The organism is Kitasatospora sp. NPDC057738, assembly GCF_042798815.1.
Classification (GTDB): Bacteria; Actinomycetota; Actinomycetes; order Streptomycetales; family Streptomycetaceae; genus Kitasatospora; species Kitasatospora lactacystinica.
Genome location: NZ_JBHVJT010000013.1, coordinates 43,705 through 58,030, shown reverse-complemented (window position 1 = coordinate 58,030; position 14,326 = coordinate 43,705). Strand labels below are relative to the sequence as shown.

Sequence of the window (14,326 nt, the reverse complement as noted above, 5' to 3'; positions counted from 1 at the left end):
GGATCTCCTGCGGAGCAGGGCAACGGGCCGCGTTTCGCCGTTGGGCGGACCGTAGCGCTCTGACCGGGAGATTCGATCGTTACAAGTGATCGCGCTAGGTTGTGAGTGTGACCGCGAACCATGTGAAGCGGGCGTTCAAGTACCGCTTCTACCCGACCGGTGCGCAGGCGGCCGAGCTGTCGCGTACGTTCGGATGCGTGCGCAAGGTCTACAACATGGCGTTGCAGGCCCGGACCGAGGCGTGGACGCTGCGCCAGGAGCGGATCAACTACAACGCCACCTCCGCGATGCTGACGGCGTGGAAGAAGACCGAGGAACTGTCCTATCTGTCCGAGGTTTCGTCCGTTCCGTTGCAGCAGGCTCTGCGGCACCTGCAAGGGGCGTTCGCCAACTTCTGGCTCAAGCGGGCGAAGTACCCGACGTTCAAGTCCCGGAAGAAGTCCCGCAGGTCTGCCGAGTACACCAGCTCCGCGTTCCGCTACCGAGACGGCGTGCTGACCTTGGCGAAGATGGCCGAGCCGCTGGACATCGTGTGGTCGAGGCCGCTCCCGGAGGGTGCGCTCCCGTCCACGGTGACCGTGTCGCAGGACAGCGCGGGACGCTGGTTCGTCTCGATGCTGTGCGACGACCGGCCGACGATGCCGGCCCCGGTGAATGCCGCGGTCGGGATCGACGCCGGGATCACCAGCCTCGTGACGCTCTCCACGGGGGAGAAGATCACCAACCCGAAACACGAACGCCGTGACGGCCGGCGCCTGGCCAAGGCTCAACGGGAACTGTCCCGCAAGGCCAAGGGCTCGGCCAACCGCGAGAAGGCCCGCAAGAAGGTCGCGCGTGTCCACGCGCGGATCGCCGACCGGCGCCGCGATTTCCTGCACAAGCTCACCACCCGACTCGTCCGTGAGAACCAAACGGTCGTGATCGAGGACCTGACGGTCCGCAACATGCTCAAGAACCGCAAGCTCGCCCGCTCCATAAGCGACGCTTCGTGGACCGAGCTGCGGTCCATGCTGGAGTACAAGGCCCAGTGGTACGGCCGCGAGCTGATCGCCGTCGACCGGTTGTTCCCCAGCTCCAGGCTGTGCTCGGCCTGCGGCACCCTGCAGGGCAGGATGCCGCTGAACGTCCGCGAGTGGACGTGCGGCTGCGGGACGACCCACGACCGGGACGTGAACGCAGCTGAGAACATCCTGGCCGCCGGGCTGGCGGCAGCAGCCTGTGGAGACGGTGTAAGACCTCAACGGAGCACTCCGGGCGGGCGGTCGTCGGTGAAGCAGGAAGTCGTCCCACCGCCGCGCTCACGCGCAGCGGCTCAGCCGCGAGGCTGAGGGGAAGCCCCTCCTTTAGGGGGAGGAAGTCAAGAGGTGACCGTACGGGATGCTCCCGGTGCGCGGCGGGCCGCCGTCCACTGCGCCAGCCCGGCGGCCAGCAGGACCGCCGCCAGCAGCAGGGCCTTCGGCTGCGGGCCGTCGGCCCAGCCGCCGTCGCCCCGGTCGAGCCACGGCAGCCAGCCGCTCTCCCAGGGCGCCGCGAGGTAGGCGGTGAGCAGCGCCGTGTGGACGAGTCCGGCGGAGGCCGCCAGGGGACTGCGCTCGGTCAGCCCGAGGACGATCAGGCCGGCTCCGACCGCGTACCAGGGTGAGGCGTAGGTGTTGGCGAGCATGTCGAGCACGAACGGCACCCGGCGGACGGACAGCAGGGCGACCAGCACGGCGGCGACCAGGACGCCGGCGCCGACCGTGGTGGCGAGCCAGCCGACGCGGCGCGGGACGATCCCGCGGGCCTCGCCGCGCCGCCGGTACCAGCGGGACAGCACCAGCCAGGCGAGCGGGAGCAGCGCGTACCAGACGCCCCAGGCCAGGAAGCGGAGGACGGCTCCGTCGAACTCGCCGGCGAGGCACGGGGCGTCCGGTGCGTGGGGGACGCAGAGGCCGATGAGCTCGGAGTACGCGAAGAGCGGATAGGACGTGACGGACCGCCCGTTGGCGCCGAAGTTGTAGGCCTGGCCGGAGATCGGCACGGCGGCCAGGGCCAGCAGGCCGAACCCGAGCAGCGGCACCCCCGAGCCGCGCAGCCGGGTCCGGGCCCGGACCCGGAGCCCTTCCGTCTCGGCGAGGAGTCCGGCCGGGCCGGCCCGGTGCTCTGTCGTCATGTTCCACCCCTTGTCGCGCACGATTGCTTTGCTGTGCCATGAACTTTGCATCGCAAAGTGGGCTGCGGTCAAGGGCACTTGGGGACGGCAGGCCCCGGGAACGCCGAGGGCCCGCACGTTCGACGCGAACGTGCGGGCCCCTGCGAGGATTCGGGCTCAGCGGGTGGCGAGGGCCTCCAGCAGGCGGTCCAGGGAGGTGCCGAGGCCCCAGCGGGCGGAGAGCTCCTCCAGGGTCATCGGGTAGAGCGGCTCGCGGGGGAGGGCCGGGTCGAAGTCCGGCAGCGGGGCGTCGTCGGCGACGCGGACGACCTTGGGGGCGACGTCCAGGTAGCCGGCGCCCTCGACGATGTTGCGGCGGCGGGCCGGGGTGAGCCTGGAGCCGAGGTCGAGGGCGGCGGCGCGGATGGCCGCGAGGTCGCCGTACTCGTTGATCAGCTGGGCGGCGGTCTTCTCGCCGATGCCCTTGACGCCGGGCAGGCCGTCCGACGGGTCGCCGCGCAGGGCGGCCATGTCGGCGTACTGGGCGCCGCGCACGCCGTACTTCTCCAGCAGCAGCGCGTCGTCGGTGACCTGGAGGTTGCCCATGCCCTTGACCGGGTAGAGCACCGTGATCCCGCGGGCGTCGTCCACCAGCTGGAAGAGGTCGCGGTCGCCGGTGACGATCTGCACCGGCCCGGCGGCGCGGGCGGTGAGCGTGCCGATCACGTCGTCCGCCTCGTAGTCGGGGGAGCCGACCCGGGCGATGCCGAGCGCGTCCAGCACCTGCTCGATCACCGGGACCTGCGGGGCCAGCGTGTCGGGCACCTCCTCCTCGCCGTCCTCGGCCGCCTCGGCGACCCGGTGGGTCTTGTAGGAGGGGATGAGGTCCACCCGCCACTGGGGGCGCCAGTCGGCGTCCATGCAGGCCACCAACTGCTCGGGCCGGTGGTCGTGGACCAGTCTGGTGATGAAGTCCAGCAGCCCACGGACGGCGTTGACCGGCTCACCCTGCGGCGAGCGCAGGGTGTCCGGTACGCCGAAGTAGGCCCGGAAGTACAGGCTGGCGGAGTCGAGCAGCATCAGTCGCGGTGCGGTCACGACTCAGCATCATGCCGCACCGCGGTGACGGACGGGTGTTGTCAGTGCTCGTGCGGTCCGGCGCGGTGGACCGGGCCGTGGGCGTCGGCGCAGTGCTCGACGGTGGAGTCGGCCGGGGCGGTGATCTGCAGCAGCGCGCCCGCCTCGTCCTCGCCGACGTGGTCGACCTGGAGGGTGGAGTGGGTGATGCCGTACTCCTCCGAGAGCCGGCGCTGCAGGGAGCGCCGCACCGCGTGGCAGTCGCCGCCGGGGGTGACCAGGATGTGCGCGGACAGGGCCGGCTGACCGGAGGTGATCTCCCAGATGTGCAGGTCGTGGATCTCCTCGACCAGCGGCTCGGTGACCATCCGGTCGGCCACCGCGTCCGGGTCGATCCCCGCCGGGGCGGCCTCCAGGAAGATCCGCCCGGAGTCCCGGACCAGCGCGATGCCGGCCTTGAGCATCAGCGCGACGACGATCAGCGAGGCGATCGCGTCGGCCCGGGCGAAGCCGGTGGTCAGGACGATCGCACCGGCGACGGCGGTGGCGATGAAGGCGTAGAGGTCGGTCAGTACGTGCTGGAAGGCGCCCTCGACGTTCAGCGAGCTGCGGTTGGCCTTGGACATGCACCAGGTGGCGGCGAGGTTGACCACGATCCCGACCAGTGCGGTGATCAGCACCAGTGAGCCGGTGACCTCCGGCGGTTCGAGCAGCCGGGTGATCGCCTCGTAGCCCAGCCAGGCCGACAGCACCAGCAGGGTGACCCCGTTGGCCTGCGCGGAGAGGATCTCGGCGCGCTTGAGGCCGTAGGTGTAGCCGCCGCGGGCCGGGCGGGCGGCGAGCCGCATGGCGATCAGCGCGAGCACGATCGAGGCGGCGTCGGTGAGCATGTGGGCCGCGTCCGAGATCAGCGCCAGGGACTGGGCGGCGAAGCCGACCACGACCTCGCCGGCCATGAAGACGACGATCAGGGCGAGGGCGCTGAGCAGCCAGCGGCGGTCCGCGTCGGCGGCTACGCCGTGCGAGTGGCCGCCGTGCCCGTGCCCTCCGGAGCCGTGCCCGTGCCCTCCGGGGCCGTGCCCGTGCCCTCCGGGGCCGTGCCCGTGCCCTCCGGGGCCGTGGGAGTGTCCGCCGGAGCCGTGCGAGTGCTTCTGGTCATGCGCATGATCATCGTGCGAATGCTCGTGCCCGGCCATGGAGGTCCTCTCTGGGCGCACGGGTGGGAAAGGGGGCGCGGCGCGACCGCCCCGCAACCGAAGTGAACCGCAGAATCGACAAAGATCCAAAGGTTGTACTGGTGACCGTTGTCGTTCCCGTCCGGGCGGCCGGACCCGGCGCACTCCGCAGCCGCCCGGCGGGCCGAACTCCCGTTCCCTCATGCCCAGTTGCGCTACCCCAGCGCCAGCGGGTCGAGGGCCGCCGCGGTGGCCGCCCGGACCAGGGCCCGCATCAGCCGCAGGTCCTCCCCCTGCTCCGGATGCCACTGGACCCCGAGCGCGAACCCCGGACCCTCCACCGCCTCCACCGTCCCGTCCGGCGCGTGGGCGCTCACCCGCAGGCCGGCCCCCAGCCGGTCGACGGCCTGGTGGTGGAAGGTCGGCACCTCCAGCTCGCTCTCCGGCAGCAGCCCGCCCAGCAGCGTCCCCGGCACCGGCCGCACCGGGTGCGAGCCGTAGAGCCCGGGCGAGCCGCCGTGCACGTCCACCGGCACCACGTCCGGCAGGTGCTGCACCAGCGTCCCGCCGCACACCACGTTCAGGATCTGCATGCCCCGGCAGACCGCCAGCAGCGGCATCCCCGCCGCCAGCGCCGATCGCAGCAGCGCGACCTCCCAGGCGTCCCGCTCCGGCGACTCGACCTCGGTCGCCGGATGGGCCGGCTGCCCGTAGTAGGCCGGGTCGATGTCCGGCCCGCCCGCGATCACCAGGCCGTCCAGCCGGGCCAGCACCTCCGGGGCGCGCTCCGGGACGTCCGGCGGCAGCAGGACCGCGATCCCGCCCGAGTCCCGGACCTGCGCGGTGTACCGCTCGGGCAGCAGGGCCACCCGGCGGCCCCGCCAATCGCTCCAACTCGCGTCCACCAGGTAGGTGCTGACGCCGATCAAAGGCCTGCGATCCATGGCGCGCATTCTCCCCCCGGAGCACCTGATCCACCGTCAGCCACGCGCGTCGGCGCGCCACGGGCACCCGACACCCACCCGCCCTCTTCCGCCCCGCGAGTCGCAGGCCGTACGGTTCGCTGTGACCGCTTGATCTCGAAGAGTGATCGAGGAGGAGGGTTCGGCATGTCCGAACTGCCCGAACAGGCCGCCGCCGGCTCGCCGGCCCGGCCGCCGCTGACCCTGGACGGGCTGCGGACCCTGGTGGACTCCGGCGAGGTGCACACCGTCGCGCTCGCCTTCACCGACATGCAGGGCCGCCTCCAGGGCAAGCGCTTCGCCGCCCGGTTCTTCCTCGACGAGGTCGCCGAGCACGGCGCCGAGGCCTGCGACTACCTGCTGGCCGTCGACGTCGACCTGAACACCGTGGACGGCTACGCCTTCTCCTCCTGGGCCACCGGCTACGGCGACTTCGCGATGCGCCCCGACCTCGGCACCCTGCGGCTGACCCCCTGGCAGCCCGGCACCGCCCAGGTCACCGCCGACCTCGCCCGGCACGGCGGCCACCCGGTGGACGCCGCCCCGCGCCAGCTGCTGCGCCGCCAGATCGCCCGGCTCGCCGAGCACGGCCTGGCCGCCGACATCGGCACCGAACTGGAGTTCCTGGTCTTCCGCGACACCTACGAACAGGCCTGGCTGGGCGGCTACCGCGGCCTGACCCCGGCGAACCTCTACAACGTGGACTACTCGATGCTGGGCACCGCCCGGGTCGAGCCGCTGCTGTCCCGGATCCGCACCGAGATGGCCGGCGCCGGCCTGGTGGTGGAGTCCGCCAAGGGCGAGTGCAACCTCGGCCAGCACGAGATCGCCTTCCGCTACACCGACGCCCTCACCACCTGCGACCAGCACAGCGTCTACAAGACCGGCGCGAAGGAGATCGCCGCCCAGCTCGGCTGCGCGCTCACCTTCATGGCCAAGTACGACGAGCGCGAGGGCAACAGCTGCCACATCCACCTCTCGCTGCGCGACGCCGTCGGCGCCCCCGCCTTCGCCGACCGGGACGGCCGGATGACGGACACCATGCGGTACTTCCTGGCCGGCCAGCTGGTCGCGCTGCGCGAGTTCAGCCTGCTGTACGCGCCGAACATCAACTCCTACAAGCGCTACCGCCCCGGCTCCTTCGCCCCGACCGCCGTCGCCTGGGGCCGGGACAACCGCACCTGCGCCTACCGGGTGGTCGGCCACGGCCCCGGCCTGCGGATGGAGAACCGGGTGCCCGGCGGCGACGTCAACCCGTACCTCGCGGTGGCCGGGATGATCGCGGCCGGCCTGCACGGGCTGCAGCGCAAGCTGGACCTGCCCGCGCCCTGCCTCGGCAACGCCTACGCGGTCGAGGAGTACGTCCGGGTGCCCGGATCGCTGCGCGAGGCGGCCGAGCTGTGGGCGGACAGCGCACTGGCCCGCGAGGCCTTCGGCGACGACGTCGTCGAGCACTACCTGAACATGGCCCGGGTCGAGCAGGCCGCCTACGACGGGGCGGTCACCGACTGGGAGCGCTACCGATCCTTCGAACGGATGTGACGCATGACCGAGCCCGACGCGAGCGCCGGGAGCAGCACCGTCCGCAATCCCGCCACCGGCGAGGTGCTCGCCACCGTCCCCGACACCGCCCCCGAACGGCTGGACGCGGCCGTCCGGCGGGCGGCGAGGGCCCAGACCGGCTGGGCGGCGCTCGCCCCCGGCGAACGCGCCCGGCTGCTGCGCCGGTTCGCCGACCAGGTCGAGGCGCACGTCCCCGAGCTGGCCGCCCTGGAGGTGGCGGAGGCCGGCCACCTGCCGGCCAACGCCCACTGGGAGGCCGGCAACGTCCGGGACCTGCTGGAGTACGCGGCCGGGGGAGTGGAGCGGCTGGCCGGCCGGCAGATCCCGGTGGCCGGCGGCCTGGACGTGACCTTCCACGAGCCGGTCGGCGTGGTCGGGGTGATCGCACCGTGGAACTTCCCGATGCCGATCGCCGCCTGGGGCTTCGCCCCCGCCCTCGCGGCCGGCAACGCCGTCCTGCTCAAGCCCGCCGAGGCCACCCCGCTGACCGCGCTGCGGCTGGCCGAACTCGGCCTCGCGGCGGGCCTGCCCGAGGGCCTGTTCCAGGTCGTCCCCGGCGCGGGCACCACCACCGGCCGGGCCCTGGTGGACCACCCGGCCGTCCGCAAGATCGTCTTCACCGGCTCGACCGTCGTCGGCAAGGAGGTCGCCGCCCGCTGCGCCGCCCGCGCCAAGCGGGTCACCCTGGAACTCGGCGGCAAGAGCCCCAGCATCGTCTTCGCCGACGCCGACCTGGCCCGCGCCGCCGACCCGATGTCCTTCGCCGACAACAGCGGCCAGGACTGCTGCGCCCGCAGCCGGATCCTGGTCCAGCGCGAGGTGTACGAGGACTTCCTCGCCCTGCTGCTGCCCGCCGTCGAGAGCCTGCGCACCGGCGACCCGACCGACCCGCAGACGGAGCTCGGCCCGCTGATCTCGGCCGCCCAGGTCCGCCGGGTGGCCTCCTACCTCACCCCCGACCTGCCGGTGCTGGCCCGCGGCAAGGTCCCGGACGGGCCCGGCTACTGGTACCCGCCGACGGTCGTCGGCCCCGAGGACCCGCAGGTCCCGGCCGTCACCGAGGAGATCTTCGGCCCGGTCGCCGCCGTCCTGCCGTTCACCGACGAGGCCGACGCGCTGCGCCTGGCCAACGCCACCCGCTACGGCCTGGCCGGCTCGATCTGGACCCGGGACGTCGGCCGGGCGCTGCGCCTGGCCCGCGGCGTACGGGCGGGCAACCTGTCGGTCAACTCGCACTCCTCGGTGCGCTACTGGACGCCCTTCGGCGGCTACGGCGAGTCCGGGGTGGGCCGCGAGCTGGGCCCGGACGCGCTGCGCCACTTCACCGAGACCAAGAACGTCTTCATCCACAGCGAGGAGTGACAGCCCGATGAGCGAGAAGCACGCCGCGCGGGACGAGGCCGTCTGCCGCCGGCTGGTCGGCCGCACCGCCGTGGTCACCGGCGCGGGCAGCGGGATCGGCCTGGCCGCCGCCCGCCGGCTCGCCTCGGAGGGGGCGAAGGTGGTCTGCGCCGACCTCGACGAGGAGACCGGGCGGGCCGCCGCCAAGGAGGTCGGCGGGCTGTTCGTGCACACTGACGTCACCGACCCGTACATGGTGGAGGCGCTGTTCGACGAGGCGTACGAGACCTGCGGCAGCGTGGACGTCGCGTTCAACAACGCGGGCATCTCGCCGCCCGAGGACGACTCGATCCTGACCACCGGCCTGGACGCCTGGCGCAGGGTCCAGGAGGTCAACCTGACCTCGGTCTACCTGTGCTGCAAGGCCGCGCTGCCGTACATGCGCCGGCACGGCCGCGGCTCGATCATCAACACCGCCAGCTTCGTGGCCCGGATGGGCGCGGCCACCTCGCAGATCTCCTACACCGCCTCCAAGGGCGGGGTGCTGGCGATGTCCCGCGAGCTGGGCGTGCAGTTCGCCCGGGAGGGCATCCGGGTCAACGCGCTCTCGCCCGGACCGGTGGACACCCCGCTGCTGCGCGAGCTGTTCGCCGCGGACCCGGAGCGGGCCGCCCGCCGGCTGGTGCACATCCCGCTCGGCCGGTTCGCCCGGGCCGAGGAGATCGCCGCCGCGGTGGCCTTCCTGGCCAGCGACGACTCCTCCTTCATCACGGCGAGCGAGTTCCTGGTGGACGGCGGCATCTCCGGGGCGTACGTCACCCCGCTGTAGCCGCCGCCGGTGGGAATCCCGGCCGCGCCGGGCCGCGCAAGCGGGGTTCTCACCGGAATCTCATCGAAAACGGCGGGAATTCCCGGCTGCGCTGATTTCGCGTTTATCCGGCTGCCTTTAGATTCTCTTCTGTGAGCGAGCAGATTCCCGCCGGGTGGTACCCGGATCCCAAGGACACCACGAGCGACCCGAGGCCGCAGCGGTGGTGGGACGGCAAGGGCTGGACGGCCGACACCCGGCCCGCACCCTCGGACGCCCCCGCCTCGGACATCCCCGCCTCGGACATCCCCGCGCCGGGAGCGGCCGAGCAGCCCACGGTGCTGGAGGGCGAGGTGCTGGAGAGCGGCCCGACCGTCCGCTACCCGGAGCCGCCGCCCTTCGGCACCGCCTACGGCACGCCCGGCGGGCCGCCGCGCAAGCCCCGGCGCAGGCCCTCCAAGCTGGTGCTGGCGACCACCGTCGCCGCCATGCTCGGCCTGGGCGTCGGCGCCGGGGTCACCTACCTCGCGACGGACGGCCACCAGGACCGCGCCCCGCGCAGCGCCCGCCCGGCCCCGCAGGGCGGCTACGGCCCGTGGGGCGGAGCCCCGGACTTCGGGGACCCCGGCAACGGCGGCAACGGCGGGAGCGGGAACGGCAAGGGCGGAAACGGCGGCAAGGGCGGCAACGGCGGCGGCCGGACCAGCCCGAACGCCGACAAGGCGATCGACGTGGTCAACCGGCTCACCCTGCCGGTCCCGGACGGCTGGGAGGCCGGCACCACCACGGACGGCTACGCCTCGCTCAGCGTCGGCTCGTACACCTGCGCGGACGGCAAGGGCAGCTGCTCCCTCGGCGGCGTGAACACCGGCCGGATCGACGGCGGCGGCACCGACGCCCAGGCGGCGGCCAAGGCCGACATCGCGACGGCCGCCAAGGCCGCGTACGGCGACGTCACCGGGCACCAGGAGCTCAAGTCCGAGGCCGTGAAGGTCAACGGCCAGGACGGCTACCTGGTCCGCTGGAAGGTGGACGCGCCCAAGGGCAACAACGGCTACGTGCAGACCGTGGTCTTCCCGTCCGCCGACGGGAAGTCGCTGGTCTCGGTGCACTTCGGCTTCGACATCGCCGACAAGTCGCCCGACGTCGCGGTGATGGACACCGTCGTCCAGGGCATCTCCGCCTACAAGGGCAAGCTGCCGAGCATCCCCGGGCTGCCCGGGACGGGCTCCGGCTCCGGCGGGTCCGGTGCGGACGGCGGCGCCGGGGGCACCACCACCTGAGCACCGCGCTCCTCACACGGCGGCGGCCCACCCGGGAGGGAACCCTCCGGGTGGGCCGCCGTTCGTCGTCGTACGGGTGGTGCCACGGGAGCCGGGCCGGACGGGGGTGTGCCGGCCCGGCTCCCGTGCCCGGCGTCAGGAGTCGCGTCGAACAGCCTCGACGCGACGGCGCCGGAGCACCATGCCGGCCCAGCCGACACCGATCGCGGCAGCGCCCGCGAGCAGCAGCGGACCGGTGGCCGAGGTGCCGCCCACGGCCGCGGAGGCGGTCGGGATCACCTGGCCGGCCGGGGAGTTCGGGTCCCCGCCGTGGCCGTGGTGGGCGACCGTGGACTTGGACGCGTCGGCCGCGATCTGGGCGTCGCTGGGAGCGGCCGGGGCCTGGGCGGCGAGCGCCGACACGGCCGTGGTGGAGGCGCCGAAGTCGACGTCGGAGCAGGAGTAGAAGGCCTCCGGGCTGTCGCTGCGCTGCCACACCGTGTAGAGGACCTGGCGGCCGGTGCGCTGCGGCAGGGTGCCGGAGTAGGTGTAGAACCCGTTGACCGCGTTGCGGTCGACCTGCACCTTGGCCACCGGGGCCGGGTCGAGGTCCGACCACTTCAGCGGCTTGGTCGGGTCGTAGCCCGCCTTGGTGATGTAGACGGTCTGGGTGCCGACGTGCGGCGCGGTGGTGCGGAACTGGAAGGTGAAGGATCCGGCCTTCACCGCGGTGGCCGGCCAGTCGGTGCGCGGCCAGTCCAGCGCCGCGTACTTGTCGCGGTTGGCCGAGCAGAGCTTGCCGTCCGGGATCAGCGCCTGGTGGTTGCCGTTGGCGTTGGCGATGTTGACCTCGTTCCAGTCGTACAGCGGCTGGGTGCCGCTCGCGGCGACGAGGTCCTTGCAGATCTGGGACACCGGGTGCTCGGGGCCCTCGGCGTAGCAGGCGGCGACCCGGCTGACGGGGTTGGTCATCGTGCCGTGGGCGCTGGCGGTGCCGGCGGTGGCTCCGGCCACCGCGACGAGCGCGGCGCCGATCACGCCGACGGACAGGGCATTGCGCTTGATGGACATGGGGTGGGGACTCCTTGACCGTCGTTCCGGGCACGTGTGGGGGAGGAGCGGGCACGCCTGCCCGTTCGGGGGCCGCCGGCCCGGCGCACGGCCCCCGGCCAGAGCGTAGGATTGGTCTGGACCAGATGGCAATAGCCGCGCGTACTGTGCTTGTTGACGGACTGTAGGCCCCCGAGCAGCGCAAAGGCCCGACGGACGGCCGTGGTTAGCCGTTCCATCGGGCCCCGTTAAGGCTCCGGAAAGGTCAGTCCTTCTTTTCGTTGTAGTAACCGGTCATGATCACGGTTCCGCTGTGGGTTCCCTGGTTGATCGTGTTGTTGATGTACGTCACGTTGGTCGCCTGCTCGGGCACCTTGGGCTCGAACTCATCCAGGATCGACCGGAGTTCGGTGACCGCCTCCGGATTGTTCCGCAGTGCCAGACGCAGCCGCCGCTGCCACTGGGAGGTCTGGCCCTCACCGTTCTCGGGATCCTCGGTGATCTCGGCCTGGATCTCGTCCAGCTCCAGCGACACCTCCTCCTCGCGCTCCCGTCCGAAGAGCGCGGCGAAGCGAGGCCTGAACCGTGTCCAGGCCTCGGTGACCATCAGGCCGACCAGCGCGGTCGCGCCCCTTGCCGCAAGGTCCGTGATCTCGGGTTCCATGTCGCCCCCTAGGTGCTCGTGGTGTCGGCACCACGGTAGGGCAGAACCGGACGAAGTGTCAGAGGAACGTCCTGCCCTCGCCCCGGTACGTCGGCACGGTCCGTACGATCCGGTCGTCCTCGATCAGGTGCAGCTCGGCGAAGCGTTCGCACAGCTCACCCGCCTTGGCGTGGCGGAACCAGACCCGGTCGCCGATCAGCAGGTCGTCCGCCGCGGAGCCGAGCAGCGGGGTCTGCACCTCCCCGGCGCCCTCCATCGGGTCGTAGCGCAGCCCGGCCGGCAGGTACGGCACCGGCGAGCGGTCCGGGCCGGCCGCGCCGGAGGCCGGGTAGCCGCCGCCGAGGACGGTCACCACGCCGAGGCCGGGTCGGCGCACCACGGGCTGGCCGAAGAGCGCGGCCGGGCGGCCCCGGAACGTGCGGTAGTTGTCGAACAGCTGCGGCTGGTACAGCCCGGAGCCGGCCGCGACCTCGGTGACGGCGCGTTCGGCCACGGTGGACTCCACGCTGCCGGTGCCGCCGCCGTTGACGAACTCCAGGTCGGCCACCTGTCGCAGTCGCCGGACCGTCGCCGCGCGCCGCTGGGCCAGCTCGGTCCGGGCCTTGGCCTGCATCAGCCGGATCAGCCCGGAGCGCACCGGCCGGCCGGGCACCCGGTCGCCCACCCCGGCGACGTGCCCCTCGTACGCCATCAGGCCGACCACCCGGAACCCCCGGCGGCGCTGGACGAGCTCGGCGAAGGCGCCGAGGTCCTCTGGGGTGCGCAGCGGCGAGCGCCGGGCGCCCACCCGGACCCGGCCGCCGAGCAGGTGCAGCGAGGTGTCCAGCTCCAGGCAGACCCGCACCTCGGCGTCGCCGCCGCGGGCCCGGTCGATCAGGTCCAGTTGGGCCGGGTCGTCCAGCACCACGGTGATCTCGCGGGCGGCCCCGGGGTCGGCGGTCAGCTCGGCGAAGCCGGCCCGGTCGGCGGAGGGGTAGGCGAGCAGGATGTCGCGGACGCCGGTGCGGGCCAGCCAGAGCGACTCGTCCAGGGTGAAGCTCATCACCCCGAGGAAGCCGTCCACGGCCAGCGCCCGCTCCAGCAGCGCCCGGCAGCGGATCGACTTGCTGGCCAGCCGGATCGGCTTGCCGCCCGCCCGGCGGACCAGGTCGGCGGCGTTCGCGTCGAACGCGGCGAGGTCCACGACGGCCACCGGCCCGTCCAGGTGGGCGGTGGCGCGGTCGTACCGGAGGCGGTCGGAGACCGGGGCGGGCGCGGTCGCGGGTGCGTCGAGGATCACCATGGGCGCAGGGTGCCACACCGCGCTACCGGTGGGTAGGCCCCGCGTACGGGGAACGTGCAGGGAAATGGGGCCGCTCGCGCGCGGTGGCATAGGGTCGGGCGGGTGGACCGCAAAGACTTCTCCAACCCGGCGTTCGTCGGCAAGAGCATCCCGAACCCCGGCTTCTCCGACGACGACGGCACCGCCGACCCGGCGCTCACCGAGGCCCTCGCGCGCTGGTCGCGGGACGGCGCGGCCGAGTCGGAGGTGCTGGCGGCGCTGACCCCCACCCGGCTGATGGTCCCGATCGTCGCGATCCTCGGCGAGGTCGAGGTGGACGCGCACGGGCACCGGCACGAGAAGACCAGCGACATGGCCGTCCCGGTGCTGGAGGCCCCGGACGGGCGCCGCGCGCTGCCGGCCTTCACGTCGCTGGAGGCGCTGGCCCGCTGGCGCGCCGACGCCCGTCCGGCGCCGACGGCGGCCCCGCAGGCCGCGATGGTCGCCTTCTCGGAGCGGGCCGACACGCTGCTGATCGACCCGGCCGGGCCGGTGCCGTTCCGGCTGGGCGGCGCCCGGCTGCGGGCGCTGGCGGAGAACCGGCCGTTCCTGCCGCCGGCCCTGGACCCGGAGGTGCGCGAGGCGGTCCGCGGGCTGCTGGCGGCGGAGCCGCAGGTGGTCACCGGGCTGCTGGCGGGTTCGGAGGGCTCCGACGGGGTGCTCGCGGTGGTGTTCGACCCGGCGCTGGACCAGGCGGGCCTGCAGGCCGCCGCGCAGCGGGTCGGGCGGGCGGTGGCCGCGGACCCGCTGCTGCGGGTGCGGCTGGACCGGGGGCTGGACCTCGCGGTGCTGCCGGCGAGCGCGGAGCTGCCGGGGGAGCCGCTCTACAGGCGTTGACGGAGCGGGGGGGTCGGGGAGGGGGGGGTGGGAATCCCCCAAAGGGTTTTCGGAAGGGAACCGTCCTGTTGCCCTCTTTCCCCGACCCCCCGCCCAAGGGGCCCGGGGGATCTCAAACTCACCGAAGAGAGAGCG

The 14,326-nt window shown here is 73.2% G+C and carries 13 protein-coding genes; 6 read left to right on the top strand and 7 right to left on the bottom strand.

The genetic code is table 11. The features are described 5' to 3' along the window. Nucleotides 1-101 precede the first annotated feature (101 nt). Nucleotides 102-1,328 (top strand): RNA-guided endonuclease InsQ/TnpB family protein, encoded by a 1,227-nt coding sequence (locus ACFVGO_RS09635; protein ID WP_380631271.1) that lies wholly within the window; start codon nucleotides 102-104, stop codon nucleotides 1,326-1,328. Between the two features lie 29 nt (nucleotides 1,329-1,357). Here the strand turns inward: ACFVGO_RS09635 and ACFVGO_RS09630 are convergent, their stop codons facing one another. The 4 genes from ACFVGO_RS09630 to ACFVGO_RS09615 all read right to left on the bottom strand — a co-directional run bounded on the left by ACFVGO_RS09630 (nucleotide 1,358) and on the right by ACFVGO_RS09615 (nucleotide 5,327). Then, complete coding sequence (locus ACFVGO_RS09630; RefSeq protein WP_380631270.1) at nucleotides 1,358-2,152, bottom strand: hypothetical protein; 795 nt, start codon at nucleotides 2,150-2,152, stop codon at nucleotides 1,358-1,360. Nucleotides 2,153-2,308: 156 nt separating this feature from the next. Beyond that, nucleotides 2,309-3,211 carry a 5'-3' exonuclease H3TH domain-containing protein gene (locus tag ACFVGO_RS09625; RefSeq protein WP_380631304.1) on the bottom strand — a complete coding sequence of 301 codons (903 nt, stop codon included), beginning with the start codon at nucleotides 3,209-3,211 and terminating at the stop codon, nucleotides 2,309-2,311. Between the two features lie 59 nt (nucleotides 3,212-3,270). Continuing rightward, the gene (locus tag ACFVGO_RS09620; RefSeq protein WP_380631269.1) at nucleotides 3,271-4,404 is read right to left on the bottom strand and encodes a cation diffusion facilitator family transporter; all 1,134 of its coding nucleotides are present in this window, start codon (nucleotides 4,402-4,404) and stop codon (nucleotides 3,271-3,273) included. Nucleotides 4,405-4,598: 194 nt separating this feature from the next. Then, nucleotides 4,599-5,327, bottom strand: a complete 729-nt coding sequence (locus tag ACFVGO_RS09615) for a gamma-glutamyl-gamma-aminobutyrate hydrolase family protein (protein WP_359905895.1) — start codon at nucleotides 5,325-5,327, stop codon at nucleotides 4,599-4,601. Nucleotides 5,328-5,492: 165 nt separating this feature from the next. Here ACFVGO_RS09615 and ACFVGO_RS09610 point away from each other — a divergent pair, with 165 nt between their 5' ends. From ACFVGO_RS09610 to ACFVGO_RS09595, 4 genes are all read left to right on the top strand, one after another. After that, complete coding sequence (locus tag ACFVGO_RS09610; RefSeq protein WP_359905898.1) at nucleotides 5,493-6,887, top strand: glutamine synthetase family protein; 1,395 nt, start codon at nucleotides 5,493-5,495, stop codon at nucleotides 6,885-6,887. A gap of 3 nt (nucleotides 6,888-6,890) precedes the next feature. Next, complete coding sequence (locus ACFVGO_RS09605) at nucleotides 6,891-8,270, top strand: aldehyde dehydrogenase family protein (protein WP_380631268.1); 1,380 nt, start codon at nucleotides 6,891-6,893, stop codon at nucleotides 8,268-8,270. Between the two features lie 7 nt (nucleotides 8,271-8,277). Beyond that, nucleotides 8,278-9,078, top strand: a complete 801-nt coding sequence (locus ACFVGO_RS09600) for a 3-oxoacyl-ACP reductase (protein ID WP_359905904.1) — start codon at nucleotides 8,278-8,280, stop codon at nucleotides 9,076-9,078. A gap of 131 nt (nucleotides 9,079-9,209) precedes the next feature. Continuing rightward, on the top strand, nucleotides 9,210-10,340 hold the full coding sequence (locus ACFVGO_RS09595; RefSeq protein ID WP_380631267.1) for a DUF2510 domain-containing protein: 1,131 nt from the start codon (nucleotides 9,210-9,212) through the stop codon (nucleotides 10,338-10,340). Nucleotides 10,341-10,475: 135 nt separating this feature from the next. On the opposite strand, the gene ACFVGO_RS09590 is transcribed toward ACFVGO_RS09595, so the two are convergent. The 3 genes from ACFVGO_RS09590 to ACFVGO_RS09580 form a co-directional block, all read right to left on the bottom strand. Beyond that, nucleotides 10,476-11,390, bottom strand: coding sequence for a lytic polysaccharide monooxygenase (locus ACFVGO_RS09590; RefSeq protein WP_359905910.1), 915 nt, complete (start codon nucleotides 11,388-11,390; stop codon nucleotides 10,476-10,478). 244 nt (nucleotides 11,391-11,634) lie between these two features. Next, complete coding sequence (locus ACFVGO_RS09585; RefSeq protein ID WP_380631266.1) at nucleotides 11,635-12,033, bottom strand: hypothetical protein; 399 nt, start codon at nucleotides 12,031-12,033, stop codon at nucleotides 11,635-11,637. A 58-nt stretch (nucleotides 12,034-12,091) separates the two neighbouring features. Next, nucleotides 12,092-13,315 (bottom strand): amino acid deaminase/aldolase, encoded by a 1,224-nt coding sequence (locus ACFVGO_RS09580; RefSeq protein WP_380352728.1) that lies wholly within the window; start codon nucleotides 13,313-13,315, stop codon nucleotides 12,092-12,094. Between the two features lie 102 nt (nucleotides 13,316-13,417). Between ACFVGO_RS09580 and ACFVGO_RS09575 the strand changes: the two genes are divergently transcribed. Further along, complete coding sequence (locus ACFVGO_RS09575; protein WP_359905918.1) at nucleotides 13,418-14,191, top strand: SseB family protein; 774 nt, start codon at nucleotides 13,418-13,420, stop codon at nucleotides 14,189-14,191. The last annotated feature ends 135 nt before the right edge of the window (nucleotides 14,192-14,326 follow it).